7 protein-coding genes and 5 pseudogenes are annotated in these 12,403 nt (G+C 31.1%); 7 read left to right on the top strand and 5 right to left on the bottom strand.

Going from position 1 to position 12,403, the window contains the following annotated elements:
* Positions 1 to 1,698, top strand: coding sequence for a helix-turn-helix domain-containing protein (locus AC0ONG_RS27905; protein WP_098438156.1), 1,698 nt, complete (start codon positions 1 to 3; stop codon positions 1,696 to 1,698).
* Positions 1,699 to 2,038: 340 nt separating this feature from the next.
* On the opposite strand, the gene AC0ONG_RS27900 is transcribed toward AC0ONG_RS27905, so the two are convergent.
* Together AC0ONG_RS27900 and AC0ONG_RS27895 are read right to left on the bottom strand one after the other, a co-directional pair.
* On the bottom strand, positions 2,039 to 2,878 hold the full coding sequence (locus tag AC0ONG_RS27900; RefSeq protein ID WP_098438169.1) for an alpha/beta fold hydrolase: 840 nt from the start codon (positions 2,876 to 2,878) through the stop codon (positions 2,039 to 2,041).
* Between the two features lie 116 nt (positions 2,879 to 2,994).
* A pseudogene (locus tag AC0ONG_RS27895) lies at positions 2,995 to 3,168 on the bottom strand (hypothetical protein); the annotation flags it as partial.
* Between the two features lie 98 nt (positions 3,169 to 3,266).
* On the opposite strand from AC0ONG_RS27895, the gene AC0ONG_RS27890 reads away from it, so the two are divergent.
* Positions 3,267 to 3,425 carry a hypothetical protein gene (locus AC0ONG_RS27890; protein ID WP_176519894.1) on the top strand — a complete coding sequence of 53 codons (159 nt, stop codon included), beginning with the start codon at positions 3,267 to 3,269 and terminating at the stop codon, positions 3,423 to 3,425.
* A 147-nt stretch (positions 3,426 to 3,572) separates the two neighbouring features.
* On the opposite strand, the gene AC0ONG_RS27885 is transcribed toward AC0ONG_RS27890, so the two are convergent.
* Positions 3,573 to 4,163, bottom strand: a complete 591-nt coding sequence (locus tag AC0ONG_RS27885) for a hypothetical protein (RefSeq protein ID WP_098438167.1) — start codon at positions 4,161 to 4,163, stop codon at positions 3,573 to 3,575.
* A 171-nt stretch (positions 4,164 to 4,334) separates the two neighbouring features.
* A pseudogene (locus AC0ONG_RS27880) lies at positions 4,335 to 4,925 on the bottom strand (type IV secretory system conjugative DNA transfer family protein); the annotation flags it as partial.
* Between the two features lie 84 nt (positions 4,926 to 5,009).
* Here AC0ONG_RS27880 and AC0ONG_RS27875 point away from each other — a divergent pair.
* The 3 genes and pseudogenes from AC0ONG_RS27875 to AC0ONG_RS27865 all read left to right on the top strand — a co-directional run.
* Positions 5,010 to 5,393: pseudogene (locus tag AC0ONG_RS27875) on the top strand (hypothetical protein); the annotation flags it as partial.
* 551 nt (positions 5,394 to 5,944) lie between these two features.
* A complete protein-coding gene (locus AC0ONG_RS27870; protein ID WP_098438154.1) occupies positions 5,945 to 6,379 on the top strand; it encodes a hypothetical protein in 435 nt (144 codons plus the stop codon).
* On the top strand, positions 6,379 to 7,827 hold the full coding sequence (locus tag AC0ONG_RS27865; RefSeq protein ID WP_061667521.1) for an FtsZ/tubulin family protein: 1,449 nt from the start codon (positions 6,379 to 6,381) through the stop codon (positions 7,825 to 7,827). Before AC0ONG_RS27870 ends, AC0ONG_RS27865 begins: the two co-directional genes overlap by 1 nt.
* A gap of 25 nt (positions 7,828 to 7,852) precedes the next feature.
* Here AC0ONG_RS27865 and AC0ONG_RS27860 read toward each other — a convergent pair whose 3' ends face one another.
* Positions 7,853 to 8,602, bottom strand: coding sequence for a MerR family transcriptional regulator (locus AC0ONG_RS27860; RefSeq protein ID WP_474204961.1), 750 nt, complete (start codon positions 8,600 to 8,602; stop codon positions 7,853 to 7,855).
* A gap of 3,010 nt (positions 8,603 to 11,612) precedes the next feature.
* Here AC0ONG_RS27860 and AC0ONG_RS27855 point away from each other — a divergent pair.
* Positions 11,613 to 11,711 (top strand): annotated as a pseudogene (locus tag AC0ONG_RS27855) (LPXTG cell wall anchor domain-containing protein); the annotation flags it as partial.
* A gap of 56 nt (positions 11,712 to 11,767) precedes the next feature.
* Positions 11,768 to 12,393 (top strand): annotated as a pseudogene (locus AC0ONG_RS27850) (class D sortase).
* The last annotated feature ends 10 nt before the right edge of the window (positions 12,394 to 12,403 follow it).

The following is a 12,403-nucleotide window of genomic DNA, read 5'->3' as shown; positions in this document are numbered from 1 at the left end:
ATGGAGAAAGTGTTAGCATTGTTTAGTGATGCCCTCCTACTTGCTGCTCCAATTTATGAAGAAAACAAGCAGTTATGGGCCAAATGGAATAAATATTATAAAGAAGTACAAGAGAATCACGATAAATTAGTAACATCAGCTAATATGTCCCCTTCCTTTTCGACACTTGTTTCTTGGTTAGGTCAGAAACAAGAGCAAGGAACATCGTTGTTAAACATTTATGCCAATCTGAATAAATATAAAATTGAGATTCAAAATGTACTAGATAAAATCATTGAACAAGAATTCGAAGAAAAAGTTGAAGCAGTTGAACCAACTCAAATTTCAATTTTTGAAGATAGTCAGGTAACAGAACATATAGAAGATATATCGGATGATTACTATCCTGTAACCAATGACGCAATGTACTATCAATTACGTGATGGAATAGCAAAAAATCATTTTGAGGAAGATGAAGCAGTAGCAAAACCGGTATTACCATTAGAAACGAAAAATTCAAGTGGAGTTGCACAACTATCCTCACATAAGGATGAGGATTTGAGACTTGTTAACACAAACGAAGCAGAGAGATGGTCCATATTGGTCGATGGAGTAATTAGTAATATGGATGACCTTACAGCAGATTGTTTGGATACCATTACAATCCAGTGGTTAAATCAAGCTAAATCACCAGATGAATTTATAGATTTTAGTTATGAAAATGTATTAGAAATGTGCAATATGCCAAAAGCATCTGCAAATGGTGTAGAGTATTATCGAGCAGAAGATAAGATAAAAATAGCACAACGTATAGCAGCTTTAGCTAGTATCTTTATTTATTTGAATGATGATAATGAAGTTGTAGTACTGAACGATCAAGCAGAAACGGGGCAGCAATTCGAAGTAAAACGTGAAGTCATTAAAAGGCTATTCGTACTCGATTCAGTAGTGTTATGGAGAGATAAGAATACTAATGAATATATGGGCATAGAATCCTGTAAGATTAAACCAGGTAGTTTCTTATCAGGCTATTTGTATGGCTCTAATAGTACAACTGCTTTATTATCGAAAAAAGCACTAGAGTATAATAGCTATAGACATAAGTTTCATAAACGTTTAATTCGTTATTTATCATGGCAGTGGAGAATTCGTCAGCAATACAGTACTTTAAAAAGACCATACTCCATTGGTGGAGAAAAAGGTTTACTATCTGTAATGGGTATCAAAACTACGAATGGACGTCCACATAGAATTCGAGAACAACTAGAAAATGTTTTAATTGACTTAGAAAAGGAAAATGTCATTTCACATTGGGCATATGCAGAAGAATTGGATGAAACAAAAATAGGAGAACGTAATTGGTTTAAGAATTACTTTGAAAAGTTGGGAATCATTATTTTACCTCCAAAAGAATTAATGAATAATATAGATAGTATGGTGAAGAAAAAGACAATAGATACGCAAGAGAAGCAAGAGGAGCGTTATATTGCAGATACAGTAAAACAACCTACTGTAGGATCAGAGGATATGATTCGAGAGAAAATTATGCATCAACATATGCATCAAAATAAAACAATGCGTGAGATAGCAGATGAAATAGGACTATCGCCTGCTACGCTATCAAGATTCTGTAATAAAAAAATGAAGCGTATTTCAAAAAGCGTTAATGAAAAACTGAACAAGTGGTATGAGAGACAAATGATTATAGAGTCTATGTAAAAAGAAGCAGATACCTTTACAGAGGTACCTGCTTCTTTTTAGTTTGTTCATATTCTGCTGTTGCTTTGAAATAAACTTTGATTGAAAATACCTCACAGACTCGTACTTTATGGTAAACAAGGAGAATTCATTTTGAAAAAAGATTGTTTAAAATGAATTCTTATCTAACAAATTTAAGTTTCGATTTTATAAAAAGTTTGATCATTTTCTACCTTTATTCTTCAACAAACGTGCCCATTTCTTAAACAACATGCATCGTATTATAATTTAGACATATAGACAAAACCCTAAATTACGAAGTCTCTTGTAGCTCTTTGGATATCTATTCGCGATATTGTGTTCATACACTACCGATTGATACGTTTCCGGATAAATTCTCAAGAATGTCATGTAACCTCTCAGCAAACTCTTTATGATGCACTGTGTTATAGCCCACATGGTTTCCTGGAAACTCTGCGAATTCTGTTCCGAGGTGTTCTGCTAAGTTGAATGCGCAATGGTAAGGAAAAAATTCTCGTGAAATACTTCCACCGGCTGGACGTACCTGTATCGATGCAGGTTTTAATGGGTGCTTTAATGCATCGATGTTTAAAGTATAGCTGAGAATTCCCGGGATTTCATACTCAGTGAAATAAATTGAATTGCCGAGTAGTCGCTTTGATAGCATATCCTTCGATGGTCCGGAATTGCTATCATCAATATTTGACAATAACTTCATGACCTCACTTTGATGATTTCCTTTAAGGTCTTCCATGAAATTTATAGCCTGCTTCAACTCATTTTCAGGTAAAAGTTGTAATAAAACCGGTTCGTGTGGGATTAGTAACTGTACCTGCTCAGGATGGCGTATGCACAAATCAAGTCCTGTGACAGCACCTGAACTACTTCCGAATACATAAGCCGGTTCATTGGTCAGATTGGCTAGCAGCCGATGAGCGTCTTCACTATGTGTGTGCACATGGTAATCCTCAGTTTTATTGACGAGATTGCTATGGGAATGACCACGACGATCGTAAGTAACAACGGTATACCATTTAGCAAGATGGTCGGCGATATTATGGAACTTGTCGGAATCACCACCCCCACCATGAATCAAAAGAAGAATTGGACCCGAGCCACGCACCTCATAATAGATGCTTGCTCCAAGTACTTGCAATGTTCCGTTTTTTACTATACTCATTTGTACATTCTTCCTTTCTTTTGTCATCTCCCTTAACATTACATGGTTGCTGAATGTTATAAAATGCAGGAAATAACTAAGAAACAAATTCACCATAATAAAAAGCAAGGAGCATCATTTCTTTCATCGATCAGCTTTCTTGTTCCAGAATGTGTACCCCGTCTCTGATGAGAGGTTTTAGATTTAGAAATATATATTGTTTCTTCTTGAACATACTTCTGAATTTCTAATATCAGCTTTTTAGGTAAAATAGCTGTTGCTTTTAAATAGCGCTTCTGCCAGCCCCATATCTGCCTGTATTAATCCATAAACGCGCTCAATTGCTCGGTGGATATCATGTGTACATTTGCACATAATAAGATTGTTAAATGTTAAAGGGAGGGTTTGTATGCAACATAATAAAAAAGCTATAGAAAAGTCTAGTTCTATTATGAAACTAAATTTTGCAGAAACTGATGCGAAAAAAGTGAAACAACAAATTCAAAATGATGTAAGAGAAGGACAAGGAGCAATGACTTCCCGAGAAGCAGGTGCAATGCGGGATTAATAAAACCACTCCTTACTGTTATTTTATTTTTCTAGTGAAATTTTAACCAGTAAGGAGCTATTCCTTAATCTGCTTTTGGTTCTTAAAAAGTCATTTTTTACTCCGAAATAACGTTTATTTCATGGAAGTATCTCAATTAAAGATAATCTAATTCTCGTCTGACTTTTTCAAAAGAAAGTTTAAATTGTCGTGATATAAACAATTCCAAAATTGTCTATTGTAGTCATCATCATTTATTAATACGTTAGTATCAAACTCCGCTAATTTGTTCTTTAATTCATAAAAATTGTTTGTTAGATCATGACTTTTGTCGTGTTCCTGCCCTAATAGTTGAACCCAAAACTTTTTAAAATAATTGAAGCAGCAATACATTTTCTCTATAGAATAATTAACAAAACATCTTTCTACTTTTTCTGTAATTTCATGTTCTAGCTCATATATTTCTCCTGTGGGTTGGTAGATAGTAATTAGATTACCTGAATCCATATTACTCCCAATAACAAGGTATCGTTTAAACTTCTCTAAACTTGCTAAAAACGCTTCTGTATATTCTTTATCCAATATCGATAAAGAAAAATCATTTTGTTTTTTCCATTCCACTACATCTAAAAGAAAACCATTTGAATAGGTGTAAAATTCTACATTGAGACATTCGAATTCGTTTTCTTTGATTTGATGATTAAGTAAAAAGTGTATACTATCAATGGGCAAATTTAATTTGGCTATTTCCAATGTCATTCCTCCAACCCTTAATCTTTCATCCATTTTCTCCTTCTACACAAACTCAATTAAATTTTAGCATAAAGAAATTGTCTCCTTGGGGAAAGTTACATATGAAATAATAAAAAGGTATGAGTTTACGACCCACACCTTTTTACCAGTAGAAATATTCGTTATATGCTTAGTATATCAATCACGATTAATGTCACCTTCGATATATTGACTGAGTTTATCCTTAATTGCCGTACTTTTTGGAGTTACTTCTGCTACTTTACGATTGTGAAGACAAGAGCCACCTTCCATTTTATCTAAAGGTAATGTATTTTCATCATCTTGAGGAACAGTAGCAGCCATTTGTCATAATCATTGCATTGTTAAGTTAGATGTTGTATTTTTACCATTGATTTCTGCAGTTCGTTGAATTTCATTTTCCTGCTGATTATGGGTTACTGTCGATGTGTAAGCTGTAAGCAGGCTCTCTATATTTTGTGGTGTATGCTTCGCCCTTGGCACTTCTATTGGAGTTTCAGTAATAACGGGTGCTTTGTTGTTAAGTTCAATAGGTTCTCTATGTTTACTTGTATCTGGTCCATTTTCTTTCTGAACAGCCATTACTTCATTACTTTTTGCGGATTCTGTTGTATTAGAAGTAGCAATTGATGCTGTAGTACCTTCCTTTTCTAGCTTAGGAGCAGAATTCCTTGAGTAATTTTGCACAGACTGATTATTTGTTAACTCCCCTTCATTGTCAGTATCATCTTCATTAGTAATATCATCATAAACAAGTTTGTTCCTAACGGGATATCCATGAATCTTTGGTCATGTTCAATTGTTAATTGATTAATTGTTTGTGCAATAACAATTAAAGAAACTAAATATATTATTTTATTTAAAGCTGTATACAAGATTTATTTAGTACATCTATGTTTATAGTTTAGCTGATTTTAATCGCTTTATGGCTTTATATGTGAGTTATAGTGATTATATTGATATGAAATTGACAAGTTATATGGACAAATTTATAGAACTTAATTTCAAAGAAAACCAAATGAATCACAATTTTATGTGTTATTTCTGCAAATCTCAGAAATAACTATGGAATTAATAAAAGAAATAACGAAATATAACATGACATTGACATCCCCTTACCTTTCTGTAGACAATCAACAGAAAAATGGGTTATTAAAAAAGAAGCGGAATCATAAAAATCTGTTTAATAAACTAAGTGTTTTATATAAAACTATATAGTTAAAAGAGTAATACTTAAGAGGTATTACTCTTTTTTTATAGGGATATATACACGTTTTATTTATAAGTCTTTCATATAAGTCTTTCAAATAGGTCGTGTAATAATTTGTGATGATATTATATTGACATGAAATTAATATAAAAGCATACAAAACCTTTAATTATAAGTATTTATTCATACGTCTTACATGTAGTTTTTGCATACAAGACGTATAAACCTAATAACCATGATATTAGTACGTTATTTTAGGAGTAATATATATTAGAATTATAATTCTAGATAAAAATATACATAAATACTGCACTCATATTTATTATTTAATAGTTATTGTTAGTTATATGAAACCTAATATTAACATGTTTTGTTCACTTCTTATATGAACGGCTTTCATGTACGTCTTATATATTTGACATTGATATATAGGACGTTGTTTCAATTTTATATTTTGTAAATATCATATAAGTCTTGTATATAACAACTTGATATACGTCTTACAATGATGTAATATATTTTTAGGAATAATTAACCAACGTTTTAAGGGGGGGACAACTTGAACGAGGTATTAAGCGAAAAATATAAACAAAACAAATTCACTGAGGAAGTTGTGGAAATGTTTGCAGACATTATTGAAGGAGACGAAATACTCTACAATGTATTTCATTACATAGGATCTCAAGTAAACAAACAATACCAAGAGACAAGGTATATGAGAGGAATCTCAATAAATGAAATAGTAGAAAGTGTTGTTATTGATAGGAGAGTAAAGAAACCTAAGGGTAAATCCTATTCATTAGAACTTGAAAGAACTAACATTTCAAGAAGATCGGCAGAAGGTAGTGTTGCTACTTTAGCTTCAATGTCATTAATAACAGAAAAAATTATGCATCCGTATAAGTTTTTAATTTCAACTATTAGGGGACAACAAGTATTAGTTGAATTAGGGAAACGTAAAAAAAGTAATGAGAATAAGGGAGAGATAAAATAATGGCAAAAAACTTTCTAAAAAACGAAGTAGCTGTGAAAATGACTATGGTTGGTTTTGGTCAAGCTGGAACTAGAATGGTAGATAAATTTGCTGAGTATAAGCATACAGACGGTACAGCAGTTTATAATTGCCTAGCATTGAATAGTAATGATGGGGATTTAGCTGAACTGAAAAATGTGCCGAAAAGTAACCAAGTTTCACTAAAATTAGGTGGTTTAGGTAAGAATCCTGAGCGTGCTGTAAAGGTTTTAGAATCTAATGAAGAAGCTAAAGATAAACTAAAAGAATTTATAACGGAACGTGTTAGACCAACTGATGAATTAGTACTATTTTTTGCAGGTTTAGGCGGTGGTACAGGTACATCTACAATTATTCAAGCAATTGAAGAATTCTCCGCTTTTCATAATAAACCTGTAATTGCTGAAGAACTTAAAAGTATGGCAATGAAAATTCCTAGAGAAGAATTAATAAAAAATCAACAAAAGTATGCAAGAATTGCTTTCAATAATGCTATTGAGCGTAAAGATTTCATTAAAATGGGTATTGTAGTTACACTTCCAGTTAGAGCGGATGGACCTGATGTACTGAGACAGGTGAATAAATTTTCACAAGAAATTTGGAAGTTAGCTAATGATCCAGCAAAAGGCGTTGCATTTGTTGTATTTGCAGATAACCAACACTTCTATGATGAGTTTAAGGGATTAAACGAAAATGAGAAAAAAGGCATTGGAAACTCACGAGACTATGCAAACCAACGAATTGGAGATATTATTCATGAGTTAAATACAGCTGCAAATGGTTCAGGAACATCAGTAATTCTAGATTCTCAGGACTTTAAACGAATTTTACTAGAAAGAACAGGCTGTTTAGTAATTAATAAGGTTTCACGTAATATGAATCAAATTGAAAACAGTAAAGAAATTGTAGATATGTTCTCAGAATCATTGAAAGGAAGCTCATTCCATCATCCTATTGACCTGATGAAGACAAATGAAAATGGAGATTTAGAGGCATCAAAGGTACATCATTTTGGGATGTTAGCAATTTTAGATGAACAGAAGAACATTGATGATTCATTTATGGATGATGCAAAAGTAGAAGTAACAAATAAACTACCAATCAATGGAACTGTTTTTAATGGTTATTTAGTGAGTAAAAATGACTTTATGGGTAGCGTGTATACTTTCTATAAGACAGATGCACTACCATCTCGATTATCTAAAGGATTAGTTGAAGAATATAATGAATTTAAAGAAAAACAAAGTCAAATTCAATATACAAAATCTCAAATTACTACTATTGAAGCGCAAGATTCGGACGATGATTTCAATATTAATTTTGGTGATTACTTTGAATTAGAACCAGATAAAGATGAAGAACCACAAGCTCAAAATGATGAAGAATTAGCGGCATTTATGGATCCTGATAAGATGTTCGGAACTAAATAAAAAATAAGCCTGGAATCTTCCAGGCTTATATTTCTATTTTCATTACATTTTTCATGTATTCAATCATGTTCTCATCAATATAGTTTTCTATGAAAAGTTGTTTTCTCGCAAGGTCTTCCTCTTTTTTAAACCAACCAATTTTTTTTATACGAGTTTCTTCTGGCTGTGTATTCCACTCGTTTTCAGCTTGTTTTCTTAACTCTGTACGCGCCCTATGTTGAATAATTATATTATCTAGTCTTTCTTGTCTTTGGCGCTCTTTTAACTTCTCAGGGTCTTCTGGTTCAGGTAGCATGGCACGTATAGCTTCTTCAAACTTTCCTTGATACTCTAATTCAATGTTTTGTAAATGCATTTGAATCTTTTGCTCTACTATTTTTTCAATAGTCGCTGCAGCTTCCTGCATGTTTAATTGGCTTGAGACTTCACTGGTTTGATTTTCTGGAGAAACTGGTCTTAGTTCAAATTGATGTGGTAAAAGCTCAATAATTGCATCTAGCGACCACTTTTCATCCCTCTTTAGCTTGATAAATAAAGCTATGTCTAAATCCAGTGTGTTATATAGCTTTTCATTTGTATTATTGGTTCTTAATGTTCCGTGTAACCCCTTTTCCTCTAGGATATTGAACCAATTGTATACAGTGTTATGATGTCGACCTACTAGTTTTGAAAACTCTGTTATTCGCCAAGCTTTTTCAAAAGTATCTTCATGACTAGAGTTTGTATTATTTGACTCCATATGTTCAGTTGTATTTTTGTTATCTTGTTCAATCATCGTTATACCTCCTTGAAATATAATGGCCATAGCAAAATGTAATTAACATATAAAGTGAGATTGACATGTTAAGTGTCTTTCGACAATATAAACCTTAATACCTTTATCGAACGACATTCACATGAAATGTGTCATTGATATATAAAGTGTTACTTGTCAACATGAAGTTGATAAACAAAGGTTTGGAATTAACTAATGTTAATGCCCTGTTAACAATCCATTAGTTATTAATGATTATTGTTGCTATAAAATTAACAAATTAGTCTACAATATATTAATGATAAGAAAATATTAGTGATTTGTAAATAAATTATAAGGATATAGCATTAAACTTAAAGACTTAAATGCTAAAAAGTATGTATAAATCTAAAGAGAAAAGCCCATACTAATAGTAAATAAAGGCCTATATTTATTATAGTTTATGACACTCGGTGGTAGAAAAACAAGAACTGTATAGCTAATTGGTTTTAGTAGGTCTTTAGAATGCACGTAAAGGCTATTATAGCTTTTATGCGGTTTATATAAACTTACTTTTTTAAGGGGCATCACCCTTTACAAGTGATCTCTATATAATCAAAATTGATTTATACAATTGCTACTTTTAAATCAGAAGTAATAAAAAGCGATTCATTGTTTTTTATTACTATCAAAATGTTTTCAAGAATGATATCTTCCGCGGTTTATGCAGTGAATTTTACTATAGAAAAAAGCCCTTTGGTAGATGTAGAATCTAGAACTCTATCTGTATGTATATTCTCAACTTTAGAATCTATAATTGTTAATGTTATGTCAATATTAATTAACGATAGTTGATATGATGCTACTATTAATTAATAACTAGCCCTATTAACATGTTAATCTCAGGTTATATATCAATAATAAATAAAGAGAAAACTGTTAATTTTCGTGTGTTATTAATAAGAAGCGATCAATTGTATGGATTTCTTGTTAATGTCTATCCACAATTATAGTTCTTTTAGAGTGTTTTCCTTTTTATTTTTCAATAGAAATCTGTTGTGGTAGATAAAATTTTTAACTAATGTGGATTTAAAAAAAACGAGGGCTGCTTCTAGGTGCATTTCTACTATTTAATTGTCAATGTCATATTAATGTTAAATGCAAATTGTTGATATAACATTAATAATTAAATATCATGTCTCTCTACGTTTTACTTTTAGACTATATGTCATTGTTAAAAAAGGTTGAAAACCATTGTTTAGCCGTCGTCATTTAATATTGCGATTAAAGTATAACTATGTTTTGATAGTGTGAAAATATCTTCTAGGATAGATCATCACTAGATTTACTTTGAGTAAACCTCTACAAAAGAAAATTCTGACCGATATAAATTTTGAAATCTCGAAAGCCATAGATATTTTGACTTTCTTGGTGCCTTATTGTTAATGTCATATCAATTAGAATAATATTGATACCAAAAGAAAAAACGCTTAACATGTCAATCTCAGGTTATATATCAATGATAAAAGAAAAGAAAACTGTTATTTTTTTGATGTCACTAATAAGAAACAATCAATTGTATGGATTTTTTGTTAGCTTCTAACCACAATTATAGTTGTTTTAAAGTGTTTTTTTGATTTTTCAATAGAAATCTGTTGTATTAGATAAATTTATAATTAATTCAGATCTTGGATCTTCGAAAGTTGCATTTATGCGTATTTCAACTAATCAATTGTTAATGTTATATTAATGTTAAATATAAATTGTTGATATGAGATTAACAATACAGACGGTATTCCTGTCTATTTGTTGTTTTTTATCTCTATGTAAATGATAGTTAAAGGGTGAAAATCATTGAATTGCTGTAATCATTTATTACTCAATTGAATCTTTAACTATTTTTTGATAGTGTCGAAACATTTCTCGGGATAAATCTTCACTAGATTCGCTTTGAGAAAACTACCGCAGAAGAAAAAACAGCCAATATAGACTTTGAAATCTTGAAAGTTATAAACAGTTCTTTTTTTGACGCCGGATTGTTAATGTTATGTTGATCTTAATCAGAATGATATTGATAACAAAAGAAAATAATCACTTAACATGTTAATCTCACTTAACATGTTAATACCAAATGGAAGATTGGAAATCAGTTGTCGTTTCATCGGTATCAACATGAGATTGATAGTTTTATGTTGATTCTTTTTTTATATCTTATTAGCATTGGAATATTTTTAATGCTAGTTAATCACTTAATATAATTCCTTACAATCTATTGCAATGGACTAATGTTCAAATAATATAGATCTTGAAGTTTAGATAAGCACAAACATTTCTGTTAAGTGTCCGCTTGTTAATATTATGTTAATGTCAATCGATGGATAATAGTGATAAAGTTGGTGCGCTTCGGTTGATATGTTAATCTCAGTTAATATGTTAATGTTAAATAGGGCGAGATGTATTGATTTTTTATTGGTATCAACATGAAATTGATAATTATATGACTGTTTTATAGTCTTTGTTCTAAATTGATTTTAAGTAGGACTAAATAATTTAAATTAAAATACAATGTTAAGATGTTTGTGTACAAGGAATTAATTATGGTTAACAAGCATGCACTTAATAGCGTAATTAATTGATTAGTAGAAAGTATACTGTACTCTAAAAAGCCAGCAAAGAAACATTAGTAATCCGTTAATAAGGTGAATTTTTATTTAATGATATTCGGGTAAATGTCATGTGAAGTTTAAAATTCATAAAATTAAACATATATATTATGTATTTTTAATCATATCTTATTTTATTTTTTTCTAATTTTTAAACAGAATATACATTTCAATGGATGAAAGGCTTCTCAGCTATTGAGCTTAATAAATCTGAATTGCTTATAATTAATCCAACATTTGATATGTTGTTCTCTCAAATGCGTTGTGACGAAATTTCACGTACCAAATTTTTATTATATTTTTATATAATAAGTTAATAAAGGGATTAAAGTACCCTCATGGAAAGTAATATCAATAAGAAATTTATACTTAATTAAGTTAAGTAAAACAATACAGCATCAAATGGTGTTGCAATGATGTTAGCAAGCTTAAGGTCAGCATTAACTGGATCGGTATTAATGTTCCGTCGTAAAAAGACAAACGCATAAAATAGTTCCTTAAAACGGCAGGAGAAATTCTGTCGTTTTCAAATGGAGTGATAAAAGTGAATAAAAAACAATGGATAGGCTTATGTTTAACTGTTATTGGACTTACTATCTTTTCCTGTTATTTTCCAAAATGGTATGGTGCTAGACAATCAGCAGAGTTGTTAACAACGAACGAGGCTAAACAATATGCAACCTCCACACCTTCTAAAGAAAATGAAACAACAAATACAGAACAAGCAGAAATTGTACAAATTCCCGTTTCAATGGTAAACCATAAATTAGGCGATAAAGTCGCATATTTAATTATCCCTAAAATACAAAAGAAATACTCTGTATATTGGGGAGCTGATGATAAAGTACAAAAAAAGGGTATAGGTATGTTTGTTAGTGACTTAACTACTACACCATCAGGAAAGGGACATACAGTTTTAAGTGGGCATAGGGATACTGTTTTTACTGAGCTTGGTCAACTAGAGGAAAATGATTAACTTATCGTGGAATATGAAAATAAAACATATACATATAGAATTAACAAGCATTGGATAACTGATTCAGAAAATCGAACAGTTATTGTAGACAAAACTGAGCCGACATAAACGTTAACACTTGTGATCCTTTTGACTATATAGGAGACGCTCCAGATAGGTACATAATTGAATCATCTCTACTTTCCATTCGGTGAGTATGAGAGT

It is taken from the genome of Bacillus sp. TCT6 (assembly GCF_056033845.1).
This window is presented reverse-complemented; position numbering and strand designations above follow the sequence as displayed.

What these genes read in the sequence shown, in the direction of transcription:
- AC0ONG_RS27905 (WP_098438156.1), top strand. Translation starts at nt 1, where the DNA reads ATGGAGAAAGTGTTAGCATTGTTTAGTGATGCCCTCCTACTTGCTGCT.
- AC0ONG_RS27900 (WP_098438169.1), bottom strand. Translation starts at nt 2,878, where the DNA reads ATGAGTATAGTAAAAAACGGAACATTGCAAGTACTTGGAGCAAGCATC.
- AC0ONG_RS27890 (WP_176519894.1), top strand. Translation starts at nt 3,267, where the DNA reads ATGCAACATAATAAAAAAGCTATAGAAAAGTCTAGTTCTATTATGAAA.
- AC0ONG_RS27885 (WP_098438167.1), bottom strand. Translation starts at nt 4,163, where the DNA reads ATGACATTGGAAATAGCCAAATTAAATTTGCCCATTGATAGTATACAC.
- AC0ONG_RS27865 (WP_061667521.1), top strand. Translation starts at nt 6,379, where the DNA reads ATGGCAAAAAACTTTCTAAAAAACGAAGTAGCTGTGAAAATGACTATG.
- AC0ONG_RS27860 (WP_474204961.1), bottom strand. Translation starts at nt 8,602, where the DNA reads ATGATTGAACAAGATAACAAAAATACAACTGAACATATGGAGTCAAAT.